This window comes from Oceanimonas smirnovii ATCC BAA-899 (assembly GCF_000381965.1).
In the GTDB taxonomy this organism is placed as follows: domain Bacteria; phylum Pseudomonadota; class Gammaproteobacteria; order Enterobacterales; family Aeromonadaceae; genus Oceanimonas; species Oceanimonas smirnovii.
Map to the genome: position 1 here is coordinate 1 of NZ_KB908454.1, position 24,597 is coordinate 24,597.

A 24,597-nucleotide genomic window follows, 5' to 3' on the forward strand; every position below is an offset into this window, starting at 1 on the left:
AGCAGCAATATCAATGCCGACAAATACACTCATTCCCTTTCCTCTCGCCTCGCTATAGTTCACAATTATCACCGGTTCCCCGACCTCGCACTTCATGCAGTCTCAACCTTGTGATGCGAAGTCCATCTTGATGGCTTCCTGATACTCTTCGAGATAGGCAATGAGGCGGGGGGCCAATCTACGCACGAGGTCAGTAAACACTGCCTCCAGGTTGGGACGGCCTCCCCGGTAACTGGTTTTAACTCTATCAATTCCTGTGCGTTCAACATACAAGGTTGGGATGAGCACAGCGAATCCCAACACTTTTATCGCCTGCTGAAATGTTGGGACTCGTCCCAACTACGGGGCTGATGTTTCGTTCGCAGGTCATCAATACCGTGACGGCATGCCCCGTTCCGGCTGGGTCTTAAACCGGCGGTGCAGCCACATGTACTGCTCCGGCGCGCGGCGAATGGCGGCTTCTATTACCCTGTTGCCGGTGATGGCATCGGCTTCATCGTCGCCGACGGGAAAGTTGTCCAGCGGGGCCTGGATCACCAGCCGGTAGCCATTCTTTTCGCGCAGGGTAAAACAGGGCAGGGTAACGGTTTTCTTTACGCGCGCCAGAGTCGCAGTACCGGTAATGGTGGCGGCCTTGTCTACGGCGAAAAAGGGCACAAATACGCTGGCGTGACGGCCATAGTCATGATCCGGTGCATACCATAGCGCATCACCGGCACGCAGCGCCTTGAGCATGCCCTTGATATCGAGCCGGTCCACCAGATATTTATTGGAGCGGCAGCGGCCGTGCACCTGAGCATATTCCAGCACCGGATTAGTGTTGGGCCGGTACACGCCCACACCGGGTCGATAAAGGCCAAACTGGCGGGCGTTCAGCTCCAGCGTCAGAAAATGCGCCGACAGCAGCAGCATGCCCTGGCCTTTGGCCACGGCGGCATCCACATGCTCTGTGCCCTCCATGATGGTTATGGCACGCATGCGCCAGTGAGGCCAGAACCAGGCCATGCCGGTTTCAAACACGGCGCAGCCCACGCTTTCAAAGTTGGCCTTCAGCAGCGTTTCCCGCTCAGCGTCGCTCAGCTCCGGCAGCGCCAGCTCCAGATTGCGCCGGGCCACCTTTACCCGGGACTTCAGCGGCTTCATGGCCAGCCGGCCCAGGGCTCTGCCCAGTGCCATCTGAGCGCGCCAGGGCAGCAATGTAACCAGCAGCCAGAGCACCCCCAGCCCCAGCCAGGCAGGCCAGAAGCGCGGATGCAGCAAGGCTGCACGAAAAGAAGGAAGCCGGTGTGTTTGCATGTCACAACGCCAGTAAAAAGGAATGTGCGGATTTTAAAGAACTCCGGCGTTAATGACCACCCGCGCGCCCAAGGGCGGTTTGGCTGTGATATTATTTGTGCTTTCCACCTGTTTAAAGAGTCTTTACCTATGAAGATCAAGCTGCCGGAATTTAACCATGCCAGGGTGTTGGTAGTCGGGGATGTGATGCTGGACCGTTACTGGTCCGGTCCCACCGGACGCATCTCTCCCGAGGCACCGGTGCCTGTGGTCAAGGTAGAGCACAATGAAGAGCGCCCGGGGGGTGCCGCCAACGTGGCGCTGAACGCCGCTGCGCTGGGTGCCGGTGCTCAGCTGCTGGGCCTGACCGGCAACGATGAAGCAGCCAATGCCCTGGAAGATCGCATGCAGGCGGTGGGGGTGCGGTGTGACTTTGTGCGCCATGCCGTACATCCCACCATCACCAAGCTCAGGGTGATGAGCCGTAACCAGCAACTGCTGCGGCTCGATTTTGAAAACGGTTTTGATGCCGACGATGCCATTCCTCTTACCGAAAAGCATGCTGCGGCGCTGGCCCAGGCCGGTGTGGTGGTGTTGTCGGATTATGCCAAGGGCGCTCTGGCACGGGTGCAGGAGCTGATCCGGGCAGCCCGTGAGGCAGGGGTGCCGGTGCTGGTCGACCCCAAGGGTACCGAGTTTGAAAAATACCGCGGTGCCACTTTGCTCACGCCCAATATGAGCGAGTTTGAAGCCGTGGTGGGCAAGGTAAAAGACGAGCAGGAGCTGGTGGAGCGCGGCCGGGAGCTGGTGAAGCGCTTTGACTTGCAGGCGCTGCTGGTCACCCGCTCCGAGCATGGCATGACCTTAATTCGCCGTGAGGGTGACGAGCTGCATTTGCCGGCCCGCTCTCATGAAGTGTTCGACGTGACCGGTGCCGGCGATACCGTCATCGCCACTCTGGCCACCAGCCTGGCTGCCGGTCTGGAGCTGGAAGAAGCCTGTGCTCTGGCCAATGTGGCCGCCGGCATCGTAGTGGGCAAGCTGGGTACCTCTACCGTGTCTGCCATTGAACTGGCCAACGCCCTTTACGGTGCGGCCGAGTCGGGCATGGGCGTGGTCAGTGAGCAGCAGCTCAAGTTTGTGGTGGAAGCGGCCCGCCGCCGGGGTGAAAAAATCGTCATGACCAATGGCTGCTTTGACATTCTCCACGCCGGTCATGTGTCTTACCTGAACAATGCCCGCAAGCTGGGTGATCGGCTGATAGTGGCAGTGAACACCGATGAGTCGGTACGGGCGCTCAAGGGCGAAGGCCGGCCGGTAAACACAGTGGATCGCCGCATGGCGGTGCTGGAAGCGCTGGGCGCGGTAGACTGGGTGGTGCCCTTTGCCGAAGACACGCCTCAGCGGCTCATTGCCGGCGTGCTGCCGGATATTCTGGTCAAGGGTGGTGATTACAAACCGGAAGAGATCGCCGGCTACGCTGAAGTGACCGCTAACGGTGGCGAAGTAAAAGTGCTTAACTTTGAAGACGGCTGTTCCACCACCGCCATTATCGAAGCCATTCGCACTCGCTGAACGAACCACAGACAGTAAAAGGCCGGCTGACAAGCCGGCCTTTTTGCATCAGTTGATCCTGAACAGCTCAACCTCAAAAATCAGCACGGAACCCGGTGGTATTGTGCCCACGGCGCGGTTACCGTAGGCCAGACTGGCGGGAATAAAGAAGCGGGTCTTCTCGCCTTCCACCATCAGCTGCAGGCCTTCGGTCCAGCCCTTGATCACCTGTTTGAGGCCAAACTGTATGGTTTCGCCGCGCTCAACCGAGCTGTCGAAGACGGTGCCGTCGAGCAGGGTGCCATGGTAATGCACCGTAACCTTGTCACTGGCCTTGGGGTGAACCGTGCCGGTGCCTGCTTGCAATACCTGATACTGCAGGCCGGAGGCGGTGGTCTGTACTCCTTCCTGCTGTTTGTTATCGGCAAGGAAGGCTTCACCGGCCTGAATATTTTCTGCAGCGGCCTGTTTGTTGCCCTGAGCGCGATAGAAAAAAAGCAAAAATAGGGCTACCAGGGCAATGCCTACAATAATCTTAACCACGTTGGTTCCTTGTGTTGAGTGTGCAGCGTCAGCGTTGCAGTCCGTTATTGATGTCAATCAGATCCTGCTCGGTGAGGTTGCCGGCCGACTGCTTGAGCTGCAACTGGCTGATGATGTAGTTGTAACGGGCAGAAGACAGTTTCTGCTTGGCATCATACAGCTGCTGAGTGGCGTTAAGCACGTCGACTATGGTGCGGGTTCCCACTTCATAGCCGGCCTCGGTAGCACTGAGTGCGCTTTCTGCCGACACTACCAGCTGCTCAAAGGCGCGAATGGAGCCAAGTGCGCCGGTGACGTCGTTATAAGAGGAGTACACGCTGCTCTGCACGGAGCGAAAGCTTTTTTCCAGCAGCTCGCTGGCGGCGACATAGTTGTATTGTGCCTGGCTTACCTGAGAGCTGGTGGCACCACCTGAATAAAGCGGCAGATTAAAGCTGACCCCCAAGCTGCCCTCACTGAGGGTGTTGTCACGTACATTATTGCTGGCCGAGCTGCCGCTGAAATCGGTGCGGCGGCTGTTAAGGCCGGCATTCAAGTCGAGAGTAGGGTGATGACCCGCCTGAGCCAGATCAATTTGCTCGCTGGCAATGTCTTTGGCAATGCGCTGGCCGTGCAGCTCCAGGTTTTGCTCCAGGGCAATGTCGAGCCAGCCGTCAGCGCGCAGCACCGGTGCCTGAGGGCTGAAACTGTCAGTGTTGAGTGCAGACAGCTGATCATAGCTCATGCCGGTAAGCTCACGCAGGGCTTCTTTGCTGTTGTCGAGAGCGTTGCGGGCAATAATTTCATCTGCCAGTGCCTGATCATACTGAGCCTGAGCTTCGTGCACGTCTGTCATGGCACTCAAGCCCACCTCAAAACGTTGCTTGGTCTGCTCCAGCTGGCGGCTGACCGCTTCTTTATTGGCCTGGACAAAACTCAGGGCGTCTTCGGCATTAAGCACATTAAAGTAAGCCTGAGTGGCACGCAAAATGAGCAGTTGCTGCACCTGTTTGTAGCTGACTTCGCTTTGTGCCGCCTGCTTTTCGGTGATATCCAGGTTGACCCAGCTCGACTTGCGATACAGTGCCTGACTCAGATTAACACCGGCATTGGTGACGGTAGAGTCGGTCTGATTGCTTTCGGTATAGGTCGCGCCTGCACCCAGGTTAATCTGAGGAAGCAGAGCAGCGCGGGATTCATTAATTTTCTCAAAGGCGGCATCGCGGCGGGCCTTGGCTTCACGCACCTGAGGATCGTTTTGCGTGGCCTGCTGATAGATTTCCAGCAGGTTTTCAGCCTGGGCCTGGCCTGCGGCACACAGCAATACCAGGGTCGACAACAGTGTTTTTTTCATGAATGGGCCTTGTAAAGCGAGTGGAGCCATTATGCCCGGCACATGCAGGCAGTCGGTTTTCGTCTGTTCAGTATAACGGTAACATGCGCATTATTAATTCGGCAGGTCGTTACAATATACAATAAGAGAATGAACGTTCATTCATTAAGGCGTTTCAGTCTAAATTTTGCCGTCGGAATGTCAAGCAAGGAGCCAGCATGAGCAATAATAACAGCGCCCGTTTTGGGCGGCAGGACATGCAGATTATAGCCGAGGATACGGGGTATAAAGGTTTTTTCCGGCTGCTGAAGGTACGGCTGCGCCACCGTCTGTTTGCCGGCGGCTGGGGCCCGGAACTGACCCGGGAGCTGTTTGACCGGGGGCATGCTGCTGCTGTGCTGCCTTATGACACGGTACGCGATGAGGTGGTTCTGGTGGAGCAGTTTCGCGTGGGTGCCATTCATCATGACAGCAGCCCCTGGCTGCTGGAAGTGGTGGCGGGCATAGTGGAGCCCGGCGAGTCGGAAGAAGAAGTGGTACGCCGTGAAGCAGAAGAAGAAGCAGGGTTAACCCTGGGCCGGCTGACCCGTGCCATGAGTTATTTCTCCAGCCCGGGCGGTTGCAGCGAGCGCATTACTGTCTTTGTAGGGGAAGTGGATGCCACTCAGGCGGCCAGTCATGCGGGGCTGACCGACGAAGGCGAAGATATTCGCGTGCACCGGCTTTCGCGCAGAGAGGCGATGCAATGGCTGGCTGATGGTAGAATAGATAACGCCGCCAGTGTGATTGCACTGCAATGGCTGGCGCTGAACCATGAAGCCGGGCTGTGGAAGTAGGGCAAGACAAGCCCTTGCCATGCCCAAGGAGGAGACGTTGATATCTGTTCGTACTCGTAATAAGCATGTGCCGGACTTAAAGGGGCTGCAGCGCACTTGTGACACCAACTATATGGCGCTGATGAAGTTGTTGCCTAATGAGGCTCAAGCGGGCGAGAGCCTGTCGGTGGGCATCAGTGAGCAGGTGCTGTTTGTGCTACGGGTATTGGAAACTGCACCCTATACCTGGCATGTGTCCATTGAGCAGTGCACGCCGGGTTTGCCGGTGTTTATGCGCATGAAAGTGCGGGTGCGGCTTTATCATGATGTAAGAATGGCCGAAGTGTGTGCCAGTCAACAGATTTCGGCGCTGCAGCCAAGTTATGATTATCCCAACCAAAAAATGCACCACCGTAACGAAAAGGAACAGGTTAATTTCTTTCTGGCCGAATGGCTGAGATGTTGCCTGCAACACGGATTCAGCACGGTCAAACAGCTTTGAGCGAGGCAATGACGCTTTCCACTCTTCCCCTTGGTACTCAAGCCGCCAGCGGCACCATAGAGCTTTCCCAGATAACCGATACTCACTTATTCGCCGATACCGAGGGTGATCTGCTGGGTGTGCCCACCTGGCACAGCTGCCGGGCCGTGGTGAATGCCATGAAAGAAGAGCTGGCCGGCTGCGATGCCATTCTGGCCACCGGTGATTTGTCTCAGGATCAGAGCCCGGCGTCTTATCGTCACTTTGTGAGCATGATGGCTGAACTGACACCGCCGGTATTCTGGCTGCCGGGCAATCATGATGAAGCCCCTGTTATGCAGGCCGAGCTGGACGGAGCCGGTATTCATCAGGCCAAACATCTGCTTGGGGAGCACTGGCAGGTGTTGCTGCTGGATTCTCAGGCCCAGGGAGAAACCTGCGGCCGGCTAAGCGAGCAGCAGCTGGTCATGGTGGACGAGGCGGTCGCTGCTTATCCCCATCATCATCTGCTGGTGGCAGTGCATCATCAGGCGGTGCCCGTAGGCTGCGCCTGGCTGGATCAGCACAACCTGCGTAATGCGGATGAACTGGCGGTCAGACTAAACCAGCATAATGCCACCAGAGTGGTGTTGTGCGGTCATGTACATCAGGGCTTTGACGAGGTACAAAACGGTATTCGTTATCTGGCCAGTCCTTCTACCTGCATTCAGTTCAAGCCGTTGTCCGATGACTTCGCTCTGGATCATACCGCCCCGGGCTGGCGTCAGCTGTCGCTACACCCTGATGGCCGGCTCAGTACCCGGGTGTGGCGGCTGCCCCCCGATGCCTTTGTGCCCGACTTCAGTGCCAGAGGATATTAATGATGGCCACCCTGCTTTATCTGCACGGCTTCAATTCGTCTCCTAATTCCATCAAGGCTCAGTTGATGCGGGAACATCTTGAGCAGTACCGGCCTGATATTGAGCTGGTCTGCCCTCAGCTGGCGGCCACGCCGGCGGCAGCCTGGGCTCAGATAGCGTCCATGTGTGACCAGCTTAATACGCCCTTTGGGGTGGTCGGCTCGTCCCTCGGTGGCTTCTGGGCCACGCGGGTGGCGGAGCACTATGGCGTGCGTGCCGTGGTGGTGAACCCGGCGGTCAATCCGCATATTCTGCTGGCCGACTGGCTGGGGGAGCAGGAAAATCCCTACACCGGCGAGCGCTATACGCTGGAGCGTCAGCATATGGCCGAGCTGGCAGAGCTGAGAGTAAATAAGCCCTGTTGTCTTGAGCGCATCTGGCTGCTGCAACAGCAGGAAGACGAAGTGCTCGACTACCGGGAAGCGCTGGACTACTACCGTTTCGCCCGGGTCTGCATTCAGAAAGGCGGTGACCACTCCTTTATCGGCTTTCAGCACTACTGCGCCCAGATAATCCGCTTCCTGCAACTCTAATCCACTCTCGTTCCCACGCTCCGCGTGGGAATGCATATCGTCTGTCTGGCCGTGCAATTTTGTCGGGCAAAGCGCACGGCTCGAAGGCACGCTGTGAATACCTCCCTGTACGCTCCGTCGCGCCATCCCTGGCGCGAAGGGCGCGGCGAAGCAGATACCCTTTGCCCTCCGAACTCATCACCGAGTTGCCTGACAGCCTTCATTGGCAGCTCCGGAGTTGACTGAAGCAGCTGCGGGGATTGCCGGAGCCGACCGTCACATGCCAGGGAGGGCATGTGCCGAGCGTCCCATGGAAGGGCCTGAAGCGTGTCGGCGCAGGTGACCCCGCTGATGCTTCATATCGCACCGTTTCCGCATACATCCTCTTTCCGGCTGTTTTGCTTCCTTCTTCCAGCAATGGCCTTCGAGTAGTAAGATCCGGCAATCACCCCAGATTACCGAAGGTCAACATGACATCGAGTCAATATACTGCCGACGCCATTGAGGTTCTCAATGGTCTGGAGCCGGTGCGTCGTCGCCCCGGCATGTATACCGACACCAGCCGCCCCAACCACCTTGGCCAGGAAGTGATCGACAACAGCGTGGACGAAGCCCTGGCCGGCCACGCCCGCAAGGTGGAAGTAATACTGCATGAGGATCAGTCCCTTGAGGTGATCGACGACGGCCGCGGCATGCCGGTCGACATTCATCCGGAAGAAGGCATCTCCGGGGTGGAGCTTATTTTCAGCAAGCTGCACGCCGGCGGCAAGTTCTCCGGCAAAAACTACCAGTTCTCCGGTGGTCTGCATGGTGTGGGCATTTCCGTGGTCAACGCCCTGAGCCAACGGCTCGACGTGACCGTGCGCCGTGGCGGCCAGGTCTACGAAATGGCCTTTGAGCATGGCAACAAGGTCAGTGAGCTGACCGTGACCGGCACCTGCGGTCAGCGCAACACAGGTACGCGAGTACGGTTCTGGCCTGATGTCAGCTATTTCGATGCCCCCAAATTCTCCGCCACCCGGCTCAAGCACCTGCTGCGGGCCAAGGCGGTGCTGTGCCCCGGGCTCACCATTCGTTTTGATGACAAGGCCAATAACGAATCGCTGGAATGGTGCTATGAAGATGGCCTGAAAGACTATCTGGTGGAAGCGGTCAAGGATTATCCCTGCCTGCCGGAAGCGCCCTTTACCGGCAGCTTCGCTGCCGAGCATTCGGCCGCCGACTGGGCCCTGTGCTGGCTGCCGGAAGGGGGCGACACCCTGGGGGAAAGTTACGTTAACCTTATCCCCACGGCGCAGGGAGGCACTCACGTTAACGGTTTGCGTCAGGGCCTGCTCGATGCCATGCGTGAGTTTTGTGAATTCCGCAACCTGCTGCCGCGGGGCGTCAAACTGACCCCGGATGATATCTGGGAGCGCTGTGCCTATATTCTGTCGGTCAAAATCCAGGATCCCCAGTTTGCCGGCCAGACCAAGGAGCGGCTGTCGTCGCGCCAGTGTGCGGCCTTTGTTTCCGGTGTGGTAAAAGACGCCTTCAGCCTGTGGCTGAACCAGCATATCGAGCTGGCCGAGCAGCTGGCCGAGCTGTGCATCAGCAGCGCCCAGCGCCGGTTGCGTCAGGCTAAGAAAGTGGTGCGCAAAAAGGTCACCCAGGGGCCGGCGCTGCCCGGCAAGCTGACCGACTGCGCCTGCTCCGATCCCATGCAGGGCGAGCTGTTTCTGGTGGAAGGGGACTCCGCCGGCGGCAGTGCCAAGCAGGCCCGGGACCGGGAGTTTCAGGCCATCATGCCCCTGCGGGGCAAGATCCTGAACACCTGGGAAGTGGAGTCCGGCCAGGTGCTGGCCTCTCAGGAAGTACATGATATTTCGGTGGCCATTGGCCTGGATCCGGACTCGGACGATCTGTCCGGCCTGCGTTACGGCAAAATCTGTATTCTCGCCGACGCCGACTCCGACGGCCTGCATATCGCCACCCTGCTGTGCGCCCTGTTCGTGCGTCATTTTCAGCATCTGGTGGCGGCGGGGCATGTGTTTGTGGCCATGCCGCCGCTGTACCGCATCGATGTGGGCAAGGAAGTGTTCTACGCCCTGGATGAAGACGAGCGGGACGGCGTGCTGGAGCGCATCAAGGCCGAGAAAAAACGCGGCAAGGTGCAGGTCACCCGCTTTAAAGGCCTGGGTGAGATGAACCCCAAGCAGCTGCGCGAAACCACGCTCGATCCCAATACTCGCCGGCTGGTACAGCTGACGGTGGACGACAGCGAGGCCACCGAAAAGCTGATGGACATGCTGCTGGCCAAAAAGCGCGCCGGCGACCGCCGGGAATGGCTGGAAACCAAGGGCAATATGGTCGATCCCCTGGCCTGAGGACAATAAATTACTATGAATCAAGATTTTACCATGGAAGGGGTGGAGCGCCTGCCGCTGCACACCTTTACCGAGCAGGCTTACCTCAATTATTCCATGTACGTGATCATGGACCGGGCCCTGCCGCACATCGGCGACGGTCTCAAGCCGGTACAGCGCCGTATTATTTACGCCATGAGCGAGCTGGGGCTGTCGGCCCTGTCCAAGCACAAGAAGTCGGCCCGTACCGTGGGTGACGTGCTGGGTAAGTACCACCCGCACGGCGACTCCGCCTGTTACGAGGCCATGGTGCTGATGGCCCAGCCCTTCTCTTATCGCTATCCTCTGGTGGACGGGCAGGGCAACTGGGGCGCGCCGGACGATCCCAAATCGTTCGCTGCCATGCGTTATACCGAGGCGCGGCTGTCCCGCTTCTCCGAGCTGCTGCTGAGTGAATTGGGACAGGGCACGGTAGAGTGGATCCCCAACTTCGACGGCACCATGAAGGAGCCGCGCATGCTGCCGGCCCGGCTGCCGCACATATTGCTGAACGGCGTCACCGGCATTGCCGTGGGTATGGCCACCGATATTCCGCCCCACAATGTGCGCGAGCTGGCCAATGCCTGTGTACATCTGCTGGAGCACCCCAGGGCCACTGTGGCTGAGCTGATGGAACATGTGGCCGGCCCCGATTACCCTACTCAGGCCGAGATCATCACCCCCAAAGCCGATATTCAGAAAATTTACGAAACCGGCAAGGGCAGCATCAAAATGCGTGCCGTCTACCAAATGGAGCAGGGCGACATCGTTATTACCGCGCTGCCCCATCAAGCCAGCGGTGCCAAAATACTTGAGCAGATTGCCGGCCAGATGCAGGCCAAAAAGCTGCCCATGGTGGCGGATTTGCGGGACGAGTCGGATCATGAAAACCCTACCCGTCTGGTGATCATTCCCCGCTCCAGCCGGGTGGACGTGGAGCAGCTGATGCAGCACCTGTTCGCCAGCACGGATCTGGAAAAGCACTACCGCGTTAACCTCAACATGCTGGGGCTGGACAACCGTCCTCAGGTGAAAACGCTGGATCGCATTCTGAGTGAGTGGCTGCAGTTCCGCCGTGAAACGGTGCGCAACCGGCTGCAATACCGGCTCGACAAGGTAGAAGCCCGGCTGCATATTCTGGCCGGCCTGCTGATCGCCTTTCTCAATATCGATGAAGTGATTGAGATCATTCGCACCGAGGATGAGCCCAAGCCGGTGCTGATGGCCCGGTTTGATCTCACCGAGATTCAGGCGGAAGCCATTCTTGAGCTGAAACTGCGTCACCTGGCCAAACTGGAAGAAATGAAAATTCGCGGCGAGCAGGACGAGCTGGCCGCCGAGCGCGACAAGCTGGCGCAGATTCTTGGATCTGAGCGTCGTCTCAGCACCCTGCTGAAAAAGGAAATTCTGGCAGACGCCGAAAAATACGGCGACGATCGCCGCTCTCCGCTGGTGGTGCGCGAAGAAGCCAAAGCTCTGAGCGAGAAGGAGCTGATCCCCAGCGAGCCGGTGACCATAGTGCTGTCCGAGAAGGGCTGGATCCGCTCCGCCAAGGGCCATGAGGTGGATGGAGCTGCCCTCAGCTACAAGGCCGGGGACAGCTTTCTCGATGCCGCTGCCGGGCGCAGCAATCAGATGGCAGTGTTTCTGGCAAGCTCCGGCCGGGCCTACGGCCTGGATGCCCACAGCCTGCCGTCGGCGCGGGGTCAGGGGGAGCCACTCACCGGTCGCTGCAGCCTGAGTCCGGGCGAGCAGGTCCGCTTTGTTCTCACCGGAGACGACGAGCGGCTCTATCTGCTGGCGTCCGATGCCGGTTATGGTTTTGTCTGCCGCTATGGTGACATGGTCAGCCGCAACAAAAACGGCAAGGCGCTGCTCACCGTGCCTGCCGGGGGCGAGGTGCTCAAGCCGGTGCCGGTGGCGGAGGTGGAGACTTCCCGTTGCCTGGTGGTGACCAACGAGGGTCGTATGCTGCTGTTCCCATTGAAGGATCTGCCCATGCTGGCCAAGGGCAAGGGCAACAAGCTGATAGGCATTACCTCAGCCCGCGTGCAGGCCCGGGAAGATTACATCAAGCAGCTGGCGGTGGTACCGGAAGGGGCCTGCATAACCATTCATGCCGGCAAGCGCAAGCTGACTCTGAAACCTGCCGACCTGGCCCACTATGAAGGTGAACGCGGCCGCCGCGGCGCGCTGCTGCCCCGTGGGCTGCAACGGGTGGACAGCCTGGAGATTGAAGCCACTCAAGCTTGAAGCGAGAAGCTGAAAGCTGGAAGTAAAAACCGGGCCATGTTAGCCCGGTTTTTTATTGAAAAGTGTTGGTATTCGCTGCGTTCATCGCCACCCTGCGCTTCCCGCTATGGGTTTTGCAGTTTTTCCACTATCGGGCTGTTGGCGGCGGGAAAGTCGTAGCTGTGCAGCTCGCCCACCGGCACCCAGCGGCTGGGCTGGCCTTCACGGCCGTGGGGCTCGCCGGTAAAGGCGGTGACTCTGCGAATATCCAGGGTGACTTGTTTGTCGCCATAGTCATGCTCAATGCGCATTAAAGGCTCGCACACAGTGACCCGAATGCCGATTTCTTCTTCCAGCTCCCGGGCCAGGGCCTGGGGCACGGTTTCGCCGGCTTCTACCTTGCCGCCGGGAAACTCCCATTTAAAGGCCTGGTGCTGGCTTTCGCCCCGGCGGCAGACAAAAATCTCGCCGGCGGCGTTTTCAATCACGCCCACTGCCACCAGTACCGATTTTTTACCCTCAGTACTCATTTTCGCCATCCTGCTCCGGCAGCCAGGCGGGATCGCCGGGAATGCGCTTTTCTTCATCGGCCCACTCACCCAGATCAATCAGCTGGCAGCGTTTGCTGCAAAAGGGACGAAACGGGCTCTGCTCGCCCCATTCTACTGCTGTTCCGCAGGTGGGGCAGGGGACTGTGGTTATCTTGCTCATTTGATATCTGCCAGTTCAAAGTCGATATTGCCGATATCGGTGTTGCCCACCGGCATAAAACGAATGGTAAAACGATATTTGTTACCGCTGACCACCGGATAAACCGCCTGCTCGGTGGGCAGCCGTAACCGGATCATGTTGGTATTTTCGGCGCTGTCCTGAAAAAAGCCGGCATTGGCCTGCTGGGCACTGAACTGGCTGCTTTCCCGCCATAGCGTCAGCAGCATATCCAGACCCTGACGCAGCAGGCTGAGCTGGCCAACCCAGCGCTCCAGATCCTGCTGCTGTACCTCGGCAGGCTGATGCAGCCAGTGATGCAACTGAGGTACATCAAAAGAGCAGAGGCCTCCGGGAATGGCAAAGCGGCTGCGTACTGCCGTCAGCAGCTTGTCTTCCCGCAGGGTCTGACCCAGACGGGCGCTGCGAGGCAGTTGCTGGCTGAGCATGGTCAGCTTTCGGGAGAACTGCTGCAGAGCGGCGGCATCCACGCCGGGCACCTGGGCCCAGGCCTCCAGCCTGGCATTCTGCTGCTCCAGATCCTTGGCCAGATCGCTGCGCAAGTCGCAACGTTCCAGTAACTCCAGGGCGTCGAGCAGGGCCTTGAACAGGGCGGTGGCCTGGCCGGGAGCATTCAGTTTGCGGCATTGTTCAATTTGCTTCAGCAGTTCATTCAACCGTAAATAGTTACGGCATTTTTCATTAAGAGGAAATTCGTAAACCAGTGATGACATAAGCTGCTTGGCCTGTGGTTCGAGGCATTAATGGCGCAAGTGTACCCGCTTCACTCCTCAAGAAACAAATCGAGCAGGCGGTTAAGAAAACGCCGGCCCAGCGGTGTTACCCGCCAGTGGCTGCCGGTGTTTTCCAGCAGCTCCAGCCGGCAGGCCTCAGCCAGCGGGGCCTGCAGCTGCGCCAGCGGCAAGCCGGTGAGGCCAGTAAATTCGTGGCAGGGAATGGGCTCGAACAGGCGAAGCCGGTTCATAAAATATTCCAGCGACAGATCCTGCGTCTCTATATGCCAGTGCTGATCCAGATAAGGCCGGCCTGAGTCCAGATAACCCCGGGGATGCTTGACCTTGACGGTGCGCAGTATTTGCCCCTGCAGCGGCAGGGTGATTTTGCCGTGGGCACCGCAGCCAATGCCGAGGTAGTCGCCAAAGCGCCAGTAGTTGAGGTTGTGTCTGGCCTCAAACCCGGGTTTGGCATAAGCAGACACTTCATATTGCTGATAGCCGTGAGCCAGCAGCAGCGCGTGACCCCGTTCATAAATATCTGCCAGGGTGTCGTCTTCCGGCAGCGCCGGCGGACGAGAAGCAAACGGCGTATTGGGCTCTATGGTGAGCTGATACCAGGACAGGTGCGGCGGTGCCAGCGCCAGTGCCTGCTCCAGATCATAAAGAGCGTCTTCAAGGCGTTGTTCAGGCAGACCGTGCATCAGATCAATATTAAAGCTGTTCAGCCCCACACCGGCGGCTTCCTGTGCGGCAAAGCGGGCCTGTGCGGGGTCATGAATACGGCCCAGGCGTTCGAGCTTGTCGGCCTGAAAGCTCTGCACACCAATAGAAATACGATTAACGCCGGCCCGTTGAAAGCCGCCAAAGCGGCCGGCTTCCACCGTGCCCGGATTGGCTTCCAGGGTAATTTCAATATCGTCTTCAAAGGGCAGACGCTGCTGCACCCCGGCCAGCAGCCGGCCGATGGACTCGGGGCTTACCAGGCTGGGCGTACCGCCACCAATAAAGATGCTGTGCAGTTTGCGCCCCTGTGCAAAATGCAGATCGGCGTCGAGATCCTGCAGCAGGGCATCGATATATTCCTGCTCGGGAATATCGTGCTTCAAGGCATGAGAGTTAAAGTCACAGTAAGGGCATTTCTGTACACACCAGGGAATATGAATATACAGACTCAAAGGTGGCAGTATCAGCATTGCATCGCTTCTTGCAGCAGTTGTTGCAGCTGATGCAGGGCACTGGCTCTGTGGCTGTGGCGGTTTTTCTCGGCAGGGGTCAGTTCGGCAGCGGTTTTGCCCGCTTCCGGCACCCGGAAAACAGGGTCGTAACCAAAGCCGTGCTCACCTTCAGGAGCAAGGGTAATTTCGCCCTGCCAGTGGCCGGTGCAAATGAGCGGCGTGGGGTCGTCGGCATGGCGCATATAGACCAGCACACACCAGAAAGTGGCCTGGCGCTGGCCTTCGGGCACTTGCTGCATTTGCTCCAGCAGCAGCTCCAGATTTTGTTGGTCTGTCGCACCTGGGCCGGCAAAGCGGGCCGAGTAAACACCGGGGCGGCCGTCCAGAGCTGCCACCGCCAGGCCGGAGTCATCAGCAATGGCGGGAAGGCCGGTTATTTGTGCGGCGTGACGGGCCTTGATAATGGCATTTTCCACAAAGGTGGTGCCGGTTTCATCGGCGTCAGTCACGCCCAGCTCGGTTTGCGGCACCACACTCATGCCCAGTTCGCCCAGCAGGCTTTGCAGTTCGGCAACTTTTTTGGCGTTGCCGGAGGCCAGTACAATTTTTTGAGTCACAACAGAACAACTTACTCGGTGTAAAAGGTATGACGGAAGCTCAGCTCGCCGCCCTGTTTGGGGCCGCTGATATCAATGGTGAAGAGCACATTATCTTCATTGCGGTAGGGGTACTGGGCAATGTAGTAAACAGACTCACCTTCACGAATGGTCTGAAATTCCAGCTGACGTACATTACCCAGCAGGTTCTTGCCCTGGCCTTTCAGAGCCACCTGAACGGCCTTGCCGTCGGCGTCGAGCACGGCAATATTGAGCAGACCATTAAAGCGGCTGCGTTCAATATTGTTGTCTCTGGCAACATCGGGTGCCAGAAAGGTAGACGGAAAGGCACTGTAGTGTACGGTCCAGTCGCCGATGCGGGTCTCTTCGGCTGAAGCCTGAAAAGTAAACAGCAAGGCCAGAGTGGCGATAATGGCTTTAAACATAAGAATTCCCCTTTTAACCTGTGGCTGACAGTGATTAGTTTAGAACGCCTTGCTCAGGAGTTCCGCCGGTTATAGCTGCCACCAGAGTGAGCCAAACAAATCGCCCATCAGCCAGTTCAGTGCCTGCAGACCGATAAAGGCCACCAGAATGCTGAGATCCAGCCCGCCCATTGGCGGAATAATACGGCGCAGCGGTGCCAGCAAAGGCTCGGTCAGCTGATACATCACATACTCAATCTGACTGCGCCCCTGGCTGACCCAGCTCAGCAAAGCGCGAATAATCAGAATCCAGAACAGCATCACACCGGCCTTTTTCAGCACTGTGATGACGCCTACCAGCAATACCACGCTCCAGTCCGCTATGAACACATTCATCGCTTTAAGCAGCGTAAATTTGACCGTAGCCACTATCAGTGCCAGTACCACGGCGGCCATATCAATACCAAAAAAACCAGGAATAAGGCGACGCAGCGGTTTCAGTGGCGGATTAGTGGCCTTGACCACAAACTGGCTGAAAGGATTATAGAAGTCGGCCCTGACCAGCTGAAGCCAGATACGCAGCAGCACCACCATGAGGTAAAGATCGAAAACCGTGTTAATCAGATAATAAGCGGTGTTCATTGAATATCCTTAAAGCTGGCTTTCCAGTTCCCGGGCCCGGGCCACGGCGGCTTGCATGGCATTGGCCACCAGCGGCTCCAGACCATTGTCGTTAAAGCTGCGAATCGCTTCGGCGGTGGTACCGCCCTTGGAAGTGACCTGCTCACGCAGCTGGCCCAAAGACAAGTGCGGATTGGCAGCCACCATATTGGCGGCACCGAGCGCGGTTTGCTGCACCAGCAACCGGGCTTCATCGGCAGAGAAGCCGCTTTGCTCAGCCTGCTTTGCCATGGCTTCCATAAACAGAAAAAAGTAGGCAGGCGCACTGCCGGCAGCGGCAATAATCTGGTTAATGCCGTCCTCTTCGGCCACCCACAGGGTTTTTCCGGCGGCTTCCATCACTTGCTGGCAATAATCCCTGTCTGCCTGCGCTACCGCCGCGCCGGCATAAAGGCCGGTCATGCCCAGGCCGAGCAAAGACGGCGTATTGGGCATGGTGCGGACTATATTGGCATGACCGCCGGCCATCTGTTCAAGCCGGTTAACGGATATACCGGCAGCAATGGAAATAAGCAGTTTGCCGCTGAAGTCAGCCCCGGCAGCCAGCAGCTCGCTCAGCATGCCAGCCATCATCTGGGGTTTGACTGCCAGCACGATGGCCTCGGCCTGAGTGGCGGCTTCGAGGTTATTCTGGGTGATATGAATACCAAAGTCGGCAGCCAGGGCATCCAGTTTGGGCCGGGACGGGTTTGCGGCGGTAATGTGACTGGCCGGATAGCCGGAGCGGATCAGCCCGGAAATCAGGCTGCGAGACATGTTGCCCGCGCCGATAAAAGCGAGTTTTCTGTGTTCCATCAATGATCACTCAAGGGTTGCGGGAGCCGAAAATAGCCGTGCCTACCCTCACCAGGGTACTGCCACAAGCTACTGCGAGTTCCAGATCGTTGCTCATTCCCATCGACAGTGTGTCCATGGTGGAATGTTTTTTCTGCATTCTATCAAACAGATGCTTCAACTCTAGTAATTGTGCCCGCAAGGTCTCGGAATTGTCGGTTGCCTCCGGAATCGCCATCAGGCCGCGCAGGCACAGATTGGGCAAGTGCGCTATTTCGTCGGCCAGGGTTTCGGCGTCGGCGGGAGCAAGACCCGACTTGCTGGCCTCACCGCTTACATTTACCTGCAGACAGAGATTGAGCGGTGACATATGGGCCGAGCGCTGATCATTAAGGCGCTGTGCTATCTTGAGCCTGTCGACTGTCTGCACCCAGTCAAAGTGCTCCGCCACCAGCCGGGTTTTGTTCGACTGCAGCGGGCCAATAAGGTGCCACACCGCATCAGGGCAATGTTGTTTGAGGCTGGTTATTTTGTCTACCGCTTCCTGCACATAGTTTTCACCGAACCAGCGCTGACCGGCGGCATAGGCAGTCTTTACGTCTTCTGCGGGTTTGGTCTTGCTGACGGCCAGCAGCTTGATATGGTGTAGGGGGCGGCCTGCCTGTTCAGCGGCGGCCTGCATGCGGGCGTTAACGTCCTGAAGATGCTGTGCGATAGTACTCATATGAATAAATTCAGTTAAGCCTCGGGCAACGGGAAAAAATATGGATATTACGGAATTACTGGCGTTCAGTGTAAAGCATAATGCCTCTGATCTGCATCTCTCTTCCGGTGTGCAGCCACTGCTGCGGGTGGATGGCGATATTCGCAAAATTAATCTGCCGGTGCTGGATCACAGAGAAGTGCACCGGCTGGTCTACGACATCATGAATGATCGCCAGCGCAAGGAGCTGGAAGAAAACTTTGAAGTCGACTTTTCTTTTGAGTTACCCGGGCTGGCGCGTTTTCGGGTGAATGCCTACCATCAGGCGCGTGGGGCAGCGGCGGTGTTCCGGGTGATCCCCAGCGACATGTGGACCCTGGAACAATTGGGCGGGCCGGACATCTTTGAGCGCATTGCCGAGTATTCCCGTGGTCTGGTGCTGGTGACCGGCCCCACCGGCTCGGGCAAGTCCACCACGCTGGCAGCCATGGTCAATCACATTAATGACAATTTCAACAAGCATATTCTGACCATTGAAGATCCCATTGAATTTGTGCACGACAATAAAAAATGCCTGGTCAACCAGCGGGAAGTGCACAGAGACACTCATTCTTTCAGTAATGCGCTGCGCTCGGCGCTGCGGGAAGATCCCGATATTATTCTGGTGGGGGAGCTGCGTGATCTGGAGACTATTCGGCTGGCACTCACTGCCGCGGAAACCGGCCATCTGGTATTTGGTACTTTGCATACCTCGTCGGCGGCCAAGACCATTGACCGTATTATTGATGTGTTTCCGGGTGCGGAAAAAGACATGGTACGTTCCATGCTGTCGGAATCATTGCGGGCGGTGATATCCCAGAACCTGCTTAAAAAGGTGAATGGCGGCCGGATAGCGGCCCACGAGATCATGCTGGGTACGCCGGCCATTCGTAACCTGATCCGTGAAGACAAGGTCGCCCAGATGTATTCCGTGATTCAGACCGGCATGGCCCATGGCATGCAGACCATGGATCAGTCTCTCAAGCGGCTGGTGGCCAGCGGTCAGGTGGCCCCTGCCGATGCCCGCCTGCGTGCGGCGGATCCGCAAAGCATCTGATACACCGGAGAAAGCCATGAAGCTGGCATCATTATTAAGCCGCATGTGCGAGCACAAGGCCTCGGACATGTATATCTCGGCGGGCATTGCGCCCACCATCAAGACACAGGGCAAACTTATGCCTCTGGGCGAGCAGCCACTGACTGAGCAGGAAACACTGGCGCTGGTTGAATCCTGCATGACGGCGGAAAACAAGACGCGGTTTCATCAGCAAAAAGAAGCCAACTTTGCTATTCATGATGACGAGCATGGCCGCTTTCGGGTCAGCGCCTTCTGGCAGCAGGATAAAGCCGGCATGGTGCTGCGCCGGATTGAAAGCCGCATTCCGTCTTTTGAAGAGCTGTATCTGCCTGAAACCCTGCGCGACATTGCCATGGCCAAGCGTGGTCTGGTGCTGTTTGTGGGGGGTACCGGCACCGGCAAGTCCACCACTCAGGCGGCCATGATAGGCCACCGCAACGGCCATGCCGACGGCCATATTCTGACCATTGAAGATCCGGTGGAATTTGTCCATCAGCATCAACGTTCCATTATTACTCAGCGTGAAGTGGGCATCGACACCGAATCGTTCGATGCCGCGCTGAAAAGCTCGTTGCGTCAGGCTCCGGATGTCATTTTGATTGGTGAAATCCGCTCGGAAGAAACCATGGGCTATGCGCTGTCGTTTGCCGAAACCGGTCATCTGTGCATGGCCACCCTGCATGCCAACAACGCCAATCAGGCCATTGACCGCATTATGCATCTGGTACCGGAAAACAAGCACCGTCAGTTGTTGTTTGATTTATCGTTTAATCTCAGAGCCATAGTGGCTCAGCAACTGATCCCCACCCAGGATGGCACTCAACGCCGTGCCGCGTTTGAGATTTTACTGAATACACCGCTTATTGCCGATGTGATCCGTCAGGGAGACATGCACAAGCTCAAGGAAATCATGGCCAAATCCCGTGAGGCAGGCATGCAGACCTTTGATCAGGCACTGTTTGACCTCTACAGCCAGCAGCATATAGGCTACACCGAAGCACTGGCCTATGCTGACTCTCCCAACGATCTGCGGCTGATGATCAAGCTGCAGGGCGGCGGCGGGCTCGACTCCGGCCTGTTCGACAATGTAACCATCGAATCCTGAGGAAATTATGCTGATAGTAGTGTCCCCTGCCAAAACGCTGGACTACGACACGCCGCCGGTGATTGCCGATTACACTCAGCCCGAGTTGCTGGCGCACTCTGCCGAGCTGATTGAACGGGCCCGGCAGCTGACACCGGCAGAGATTGGCAAGCTGATGAAAATCAGTGACAAACTGGCGGGTCTTAACGCCGCCCGCTTTGCCGACTGGCAGCCGGAATTTACGCCGGAGAACGCCAAGCAGGCATTGCTGGCGTTTAAAGGCGATGTTTATACGGGGCTGGACGCCGAAAGCCTGACGGCCGGCGACTTTGCCTTTGCACAATTACATATGCGTATGCTGTCGGGGCTGTATGGCGTGTTGCGGCCGCTGGATCTGATGCAACCTTACCGGCTGGAAATGGGTACCAAGCTCGACAATGCCCGCGGCAAGGATCTGTACGCCTTCTGGGGCGCTGTGATTACAGAAACCTTGAATGAGGCCATGGCGGCCCAGGGTGACAACGTACTGATTAATCTGGCCTCTAATGAATATTTCAAGGCGGTTAAGCCAAGGCAGCTGGAAGGCCAGATTATTACGCCGGTGTTCAAGGACTGCAAAAACGGCCAGTACAAAATTATCAGCTTCTACGCGAAAAAGGCGCGGGGCATGATGGCCCGCTACATTATTGAAAACCGGCTGACCGAGGTCAGCCAGCTGACGGCGTTTGATACTGCCGGCTATTACTTTGCAGAAGACGAGTCCACCGCCACCGAGCTGGTGTTCCGGCGGGAAGAGCAAACATCCTGAAAAAATAAAAAAGAGCGGGAACCTTTATGCGGTTGCCGCTCTCTATAAGGATGTGTCTACTGACTTTCAGCAATTCCCTTTTTTGACTCTCTCTTTGTTTAACCGGCCATGAAGGCCGGTTTTTTTATGCCTTGTCGTCGGCCTGCTTGTCTTTCAGCCAGCGGGGCTGGCCCTTGGCCTTCTTGTCGCGCTGGCGGGTTTTCTTCTTGGGCTGAACCGCTTTTTTGCCTTTGCCGTCGGCCTCTTTCTTCTTGCGCACTGTCACTGCCGCTTCTTTGTGTTTGGGGCGCAGCTCGTCAATGATGCGACGTTTGAGCTTTTGATCGGTGTAGCGCTCTACCTTGACCACCATGGCCATGTCGTGGGCTTCCACCAGGCTGATGGCGGTGCCCTTGCGGCCGGCCCGGCCGGTACGGCCGATACGGTGTACATACACATCGGCGGTGCGCGGCATGTCGTAGTTGATCACATGGCTGACTTCGGGCAGGTCTATGCCCCGGGCTGCCACATCGGTGGCCACCAGAATATTGACCTTGCCGTTGCGAAAACGGCGCAGCGCTTCAAAGCGCTTGTCCTGATCCATTTCGCCCCGCAGCCAGGCGTTGTCCAGGCCTTCCTGCTGCAGCCGGCTGGCCAGCTCCATCAGACGCTCGCGGGTTTTTACAAAGACGATGCTGCGGGTGGCATCTGGCTGGCGCAGCAGATGCAGCAGCAACGCAAACTTGTGCTCCGGGTTGTCGGCCAGGTGCAGCCACTGATTGATTTTCTTGCGCTCGCTGCGGGGCGGCTCGGCAGACAGCTCCACCGGCTCCTTGAGAATGTCTGCGGCAAACTTCATCAGACCACGGCCTTCGAGGGTGGCAGAAAACAGCATGGTCTGACGACGCCAGCGAGCCTCGGCAGCAATGCGATCCACATCCTGAATAAAGCCCATGTCGAGCATGCGATCGGCTTCGTCCAGGATCAGTATTTCAATATCGCGGCTGTCAAACGACTCTTCGTCTATGTATTGCAGCAGCCGGCCGGGAGTGGCCACCACTATGTCGGTGGTTTTGGTCAGGGCCGGCAGATGTTTGTCGGCATGCACGCCGCCGGTAATGGTTTCTACCCGCAGACCGGTGTCTTTCAGCAGGGCCTTGGCATCGTCGGCAATCTGCTTGGCCAGCTCCCGGGTGGGCGTGAGCACCAGTACCCGGGCCGGGCCGGCTTGTCGGCGCGGAAAGTCCAGCAGGTGCTGGCAGGCCGGCAACAAAAACGACGCTGTTTTGCCGGTACCGGTGGGAGCGGAGGCCATGATGTCCCGGCCGCTCATGGCTTCGGGTATGACCTGGCTCTGAATGGTGGTGGGTCTGGCGTAGCCCATACGGGCCAGAGCGCGAACCAGAATAGGGTCCAGCTCCAGTTGCTCAAAGGTCATACTGCTCATGTTCAATTCCGTCAACCAAAATGGCCGGTTATTATAGGCGAACTTCCATCAAAATACTCTCAGGATAACCATGGCCGGACAGGGTTTTCGTTTTAAACAATTTCAGGTTAATCACGATCGCTGTGCCATGAAGGTGGGCACAGACGGCATTCTGCTCGGGGCCTGGGCACCACTGGGGAGAGCTGAACGCATTCTGGATGTGGGCACCGGCACCGGTCTGGTGGGGCTGATGCTGGCCCAGCGCAGTAACGGTCAGGTGCAGATCACCGGTCTGGAACTGGATAAGGCAGCCGCAGCGCAGGCGGCAGAAAATGTGGCCGAGTCGCCCTGGCCCGGGAAAATGCACATTGAACAGGGCGCGCTGCAGCAGTTTGTGGCGAAACCCTTTGATCTGATCGTCTCCAACCCGCCCTATTTTATGCCGGGGCAGCATTTTGACTGCGCGGCCCGGGCCAGTGCCCGCCACGGCGGCAGCCTGAGTCTGGCGGACCTGTTCAGTCATGGCTGCCGGTTACTGAGCGAAAATGGACAGATCTGTCTGGTACTGCCCTGGCAGGCACATGAAGAAGCGCTGACACTGGCAGACTCAAATGCCCTTTATCTGCAGGAGCAGCAGTCGGTGATCACTCGTGAGGGTAAAACACCCACTCGTTTTTTATTGCGCTTTGGCAGGATCAAAAACTGTGTAATCAAAGAAGAAATTGTCATTAATACTGTTTGTGGCGAATATGGCGACATATACAAAGGAATGGTCTCGCCCTTCTATCTGAAGATGTAAATTTTGTATTGAAGATACTTTTCACATCATTATGCTACTGTGCAGCTCGCGCTCTGTTGGTTTTTAGTATTTTACAAACCTTAAACAGCAGCGCATCGTTTTGTTAATTTAGTTAGTTTCCAAACGAAACTTTCGCCAAGCGCTTTGCCGCCACGAGGTTTGCCTTGAAAAAGCCATTGTCCACTTTTGATGTGATGGGCCTGGGGTTCATGACATTCGCCTTCTTCCTGGGGGCGGGGAACATTATCTTTCCGCCCCTGGCCGGTTTTCTGGCCGGTGAAAACATGACCAGCGCCATGTTTGGTTTCCTGACCACAGCCGTAGGTCTGCCCCTGGCCGGTCTGGTGGCAGCAGCGCTGGCCGGTGGCGGTTTGCCGGTGATGGGCCGCTATTTGCCGCCGGTGATTATTACCCTGATGGGCAGTGCCATCTTTATTATTATCGGCCCGGCCTTTGCCGCTCCCCGCACCGGTCTGGTGGCCTATGAGATGGGCGTTAAGCCCTTTCTGGAAAACCCCGGGCAGGGCGCATTAACCCTGTATACCCTTGGTTTTTTTGGTGTGGCGCTGCTGCTGTCTTTGAGTCAGGGCCGGCTGCTGGAAGCCATTGGCAAGCTGCTGACTCCGCTGCTGCTGCTGTTACTGGTGGCGCTGGCCATTGCCGTGTTTGTGAATCCTCAGGGCACACAGCCGGCGGTCACCGAGGCCTATCTGGCTCAGCCGTTTGTGAAGGGCTTTATTGAAGGCTATAACACCATGGATACGTTTGCCTCCCTGCTGTTTGCCATGCTGATCCTGGATGTGCTGCGCAAGAAAGGCGTCACTGATACCCGTGCTCAGTCCCGTTATCTGATGGCAGCGGCACTGATTGCGGCAGCAGGTCTTGGCTTTGTGTATATCTCGCTGTTTGTACTGGGTGGAACCAGCCAGGGCGTGGTGATGGATGCCAGCAATGGCGGCGAGATCATCAGTGCTTATGTGCTGTCTTTATTTGGTGAGCCGGGTTTGCTGATTTTGTCGGCCATTGTGACCCTGGCCTGCCTGACCACGGCGGTGGGGCTGGTGTCGTCCTGTGCCGACTATTTCCATAACCTGACCGGCAAGGGCTGCTACAAAGCCTGGGTGGTGGCCATTGCACTGGCCTGCATGCTGGTGGCCAATGTGGGTCTGAACACTCTGATCAGTGTGTCTGTTCCGATTCTGGTGGCGTTGTATCCGGTAGCTATTGCGCTGGTGGTGGCCACTTATCTGCGGCCGCTGATGCGCGCTCCCGTGTTTGCCTTTCGCTTGATCATGAGCGTGGCCTTTGTGTTTGGTCTGCTCGATGGCATGCAGGCCGCCGGCCTGGATATGAGCCTGCTGGACTTTATGCCGCTGTTCGGCGTGGGCATGGCCTGGACCCTGCCCACCGCCATTGCTGCCATTATCGGCCTGACTGTGGGCAAAACAGCCCGGACTGCCACGGCCTGAGCTTGGCAACCGGTATAAAAAAAGCGGCTTCAATGCCGCTTTTTTGTTGTTTAGCCACGCATTGCTGAGAAAGAGCGGCATGTGAAGCATCAGTGCGGTTTGCACTTCA

At 57.4% G+C, this 24,597-nt stretch carries 25 protein-coding genes; 12 read left to right on the plus strand and 13 right to left on the minus strand.

Annotated elements, in window-relative coordinates:
- Positions 1 to 369: 369 nt before the first annotated feature.
- Positions 370 to 1,296 carry an LpxL/LpxP family Kdo(2)-lipid IV(A) lauroyl/palmitoleoyl acyltransferase gene (lpxL, locus tag G364_RS0100015; RefSeq protein ID WP_019933086.1) on the minus strand — a complete coding sequence of 309 codons (927 nt, stop codon included), beginning with the start codon at positions 1,294 to 1,296 and terminating at the stop codon, positions 370 to 372.
- A 129-nt stretch (positions 1,297 to 1,425) separates the two neighbouring features.
- On the opposite strand from lpxL, the gene hldE reads away from it, so the two are divergent.
- Entirely contained in the window at positions 1,426 to 2,850 is a 1,425-nt protein-coding gene (gene hldE / locus G364_RS0100020) for a bifunctional D-glycero-beta-D-manno-heptose-7-phosphate kinase/D-glycero-beta-D-manno-heptose 1-phosphate adenylyltransferase HldE (protein ID WP_019933087.1), read from the plus strand.
- A gap of 48 nt (positions 2,851 to 2,898) precedes the next feature.
- Here hldE and bamJ read toward each other — a convergent pair whose 3' ends face one another.
- Positions 2,899 to 3,363, minus strand: a complete 465-nt coding sequence (gene bamJ, locus G364_RS0100025) for a BamJ family beta-barrel-assembly machinery protein (RefSeq protein WP_211212414.1) — start codon at positions 3,361 to 3,363, stop codon at positions 2,899 to 2,901.
- 37 nt (positions 3,364 to 3,400) lie between these two features.
- Positions 3,401 to 4,705, minus strand: coding sequence for an outer membrane channel protein TolC (gene tolC, locus G364_RS0100030; RefSeq protein WP_019933089.1), 1,305 nt, complete (start codon positions 4,703 to 4,705; stop codon positions 3,401 to 3,403).
- 197 nt (positions 4,706 to 4,902) lie between these two features.
- Between tolC and nudF the strand changes: the two genes are divergently transcribed.
- The 6 genes from nudF (at position 4,903) to parC (ending at position 12,028) form a co-directional block, all read left to right on the plus strand.
- Positions 4,903 to 5,520 (plus strand): ADP-ribose diphosphatase, encoded by a 618-nt coding sequence (gene nudF / locus G364_RS0100035; protein ID WP_019933090.1) that lies wholly within the window; start codon positions 4,903 to 4,905, stop codon positions 5,518 to 5,520.
- A gap of 37 nt (positions 5,521 to 5,557) precedes the next feature.
- Positions 5,558 to 6,001 (plus strand): DUF1249 domain-containing protein, encoded by a 444-nt coding sequence (locus tag G364_RS0100040; RefSeq protein WP_019933091.1) that lies wholly within the window; start codon positions 5,558 to 5,560, stop codon positions 5,999 to 6,001.
- 8 nt (positions 6,002 to 6,009) lie between these two features.
- On the plus strand, positions 6,010 to 6,840 hold the full coding sequence (gene cpdA / locus G364_RS0100045) for a 3',5'-cyclic-AMP phosphodiesterase (RefSeq protein WP_019933092.1): 831 nt from the start codon (positions 6,010 to 6,012) through the stop codon (positions 6,838 to 6,840).
- Entirely contained in the window at positions 6,840 to 7,412 is a 573-nt protein-coding gene (locus G364_RS0100050) for a YqiA/YcfP family alpha/beta fold hydrolase (protein WP_019933093.1), read from the plus strand. Before cpdA ends, G364_RS0100050 begins: the two co-directional genes overlap by 1 nt.
- Before the next feature lie 449 nt (positions 7,413 to 7,861).
- Entirely contained in the window at positions 7,862 to 9,757 is a 1,896-nt protein-coding gene (parE, locus tag G364_RS0100055; protein WP_026344564.1) for a DNA topoisomerase IV subunit B, read from the plus strand.
- Between the two features lie 15 nt (positions 9,758 to 9,772).
- Positions 9,773 to 12,028: a DNA topoisomerase IV subunit A gene (parC, locus tag G364_RS0100060; RefSeq protein ID WP_019933095.1), complete on the plus strand. Its 2,256-nt coding sequence runs from the start codon at positions 9,773 to 9,775 to the stop codon at positions 12,026 to 12,028.
- Between the two features lie 104 nt (positions 12,029 to 12,132).
- Here the strand turns inward: parC and mutT are convergent, their stop codons facing one another.
- The 9 genes from mutT to G364_RS0100105 all read right to left on the minus strand — a co-directional run bounded on the left by mutT (position 12,133) and on the right by G364_RS0100105 (position 17,827).
- Positions 12,133 to 12,537 carry an 8-oxo-dGTP diphosphatase MutT gene (gene mutT, locus G364_RS0100065; protein ID WP_019933096.1) on the minus strand — a complete coding sequence of 135 codons (405 nt, stop codon included), beginning with the start codon at positions 12,535 to 12,537 and terminating at the stop codon, positions 12,133 to 12,135.
- Positions 12,527 to 12,718 carry a DNA gyrase inhibitor YacG gene (yacG, locus tag G364_RS0100070; RefSeq protein WP_019933097.1) on the minus strand — a complete coding sequence of 64 codons (192 nt, stop codon included), beginning with the start codon at positions 12,716 to 12,718 and terminating at the stop codon, positions 12,527 to 12,529. Before yacG ends, mutT begins: the two co-directional genes overlap by 11 nt.
- The gene (gene zapD / locus G364_RS0100075) at positions 12,715 to 13,449 is read right to left on the minus strand and encodes a cell division protein ZapD (RefSeq protein ID WP_019933098.1); all 735 of its coding nucleotides are present in this window, start codon (positions 13,447 to 13,449) and stop codon (positions 12,715 to 12,717) included. Before zapD ends, yacG begins: the two co-directional genes overlap by 4 nt.
- A 50-nt stretch (positions 13,450 to 13,499) precedes the next feature.
- Positions 13,500 to 14,645 (minus strand): radical SAM family heme chaperone HemW, encoded by a 1,146-nt coding sequence (hemW, locus tag G364_RS0100080; protein WP_019933099.1) that lies wholly within the window; start codon positions 14,643 to 14,645, stop codon positions 13,500 to 13,502.
- Entirely contained in the window at positions 14,639 to 15,244 is a 606-nt protein-coding gene (gene rdgB / locus G364_RS0100085; RefSeq protein ID WP_019933100.1) for an RdgB/HAM1 family non-canonical purine NTP pyrophosphatase, read from the minus strand. The genes hemW and rdgB overlap by 7 nt, the downstream gene beginning before the upstream one ends.
- Positions 15,245 to 15,255: 11 nt before the next feature.
- Positions 15,256 to 15,669, minus strand: a complete 414-nt coding sequence (locus G364_RS0100090; RefSeq protein WP_019933101.1) for a DUF4426 domain-containing protein — start codon at positions 15,667 to 15,669, stop codon at positions 15,256 to 15,258.
- Between the two features lie 69 nt (positions 15,670 to 15,738).
- Positions 15,739 to 16,290: a YggT family protein gene (locus G364_RS0100095; protein WP_019933102.1), complete on the minus strand. Its 552-nt coding sequence runs from the start codon at positions 16,288 to 16,290 to the stop codon at positions 15,739 to 15,741.
- 9 nt (positions 16,291 to 16,299) lie between these two features.
- Positions 16,300 to 17,124: a pyrroline-5-carboxylate reductase gene (gene proC / locus G364_RS0100100; protein WP_019933103.1), complete on the minus strand. Its 825-nt coding sequence runs from the start codon at positions 17,122 to 17,124 to the stop codon at positions 16,300 to 16,302.
- 10 nt (positions 17,125 to 17,134) lie between these two features.
- A complete protein-coding gene (locus G364_RS0100105) occupies positions 17,135 to 17,827 on the minus strand; it encodes a YggS family pyridoxal phosphate-dependent enzyme (RefSeq protein WP_019933104.1) in 693 nt (230 codons plus the stop codon).
- Between the two features lie 40 nt (positions 17,828 to 17,867).
- Here G364_RS0100105 and G364_RS0100110 point away from each other — a divergent pair, with 40 nt between their 5' ends.
- The 3 genes from G364_RS0100110 to yaaA are packed head-to-tail and all read left to right on the plus strand — an operon-like array spanning position 17,868 to position 20,815.
- Positions 17,868 to 18,902, plus strand: a complete 1,035-nt coding sequence (locus tag G364_RS0100110; RefSeq protein WP_019933105.1) for a type IV pilus twitching motility protein PilT — start codon at positions 17,868 to 17,870, stop codon at positions 18,900 to 18,902.
- 16 nt (positions 18,903 to 18,918) lie between these two features.
- Positions 18,919 to 20,028, plus strand: a complete 1,110-nt coding sequence (locus tag G364_RS0100115; protein WP_019933106.1) for a PilT/PilU family type 4a pilus ATPase — start codon at positions 18,919 to 18,921, stop codon at positions 20,026 to 20,028.
- 7 nt (positions 20,029 to 20,035) lie between these two features.
- The gene (gene yaaA / locus G364_RS0100120) at positions 20,036 to 20,815 is read left to right on the plus strand and encodes a peroxide stress protein YaaA (protein ID WP_019933107.1); all 780 of its coding nucleotides are present in this window, start codon (positions 20,036 to 20,038) and stop codon (positions 20,813 to 20,815) included.
- A 124-nt stretch (positions 20,816 to 20,939) separates the two neighbouring features.
- Here the strand turns inward: yaaA and srmB are convergent, their stop codons facing one another.
- Positions 20,940 to 22,241, minus strand: a complete 1,302-nt coding sequence (gene srmB / locus G364_RS0100125; RefSeq protein WP_019933108.1) for an ATP-dependent RNA helicase SrmB — start codon at positions 22,239 to 22,241, stop codon at positions 20,940 to 20,942.
- A 70-nt stretch (positions 22,242 to 22,311) separates the two neighbouring features.
- Here srmB and G364_RS0100130 point away from each other — a divergent pair, with 70 nt between their 5' ends.
- Together G364_RS0100130 and brnQ are read left to right on the plus strand one after the other, a co-directional pair.
- Positions 22,312 to 23,019, plus strand: a complete 708-nt coding sequence (locus G364_RS0100130) for a tRNA1(Val) (adenine(37)-N6)-methyltransferase (protein WP_019933109.1) — start codon at positions 22,312 to 22,314, stop codon at positions 23,017 to 23,019.
- A gap of 164 nt (positions 23,020 to 23,183) precedes the next feature.
- Positions 23,184 to 24,488, plus strand: a complete 1,305-nt coding sequence (gene brnQ / locus G364_RS0100135) for a branched-chain amino acid transport system II carrier protein (protein ID WP_026344567.1) — start codon at positions 23,184 to 23,186, stop codon at positions 24,486 to 24,488.
- The last annotated feature ends 109 nt before the right edge of the window (positions 24,489 to 24,597 follow it).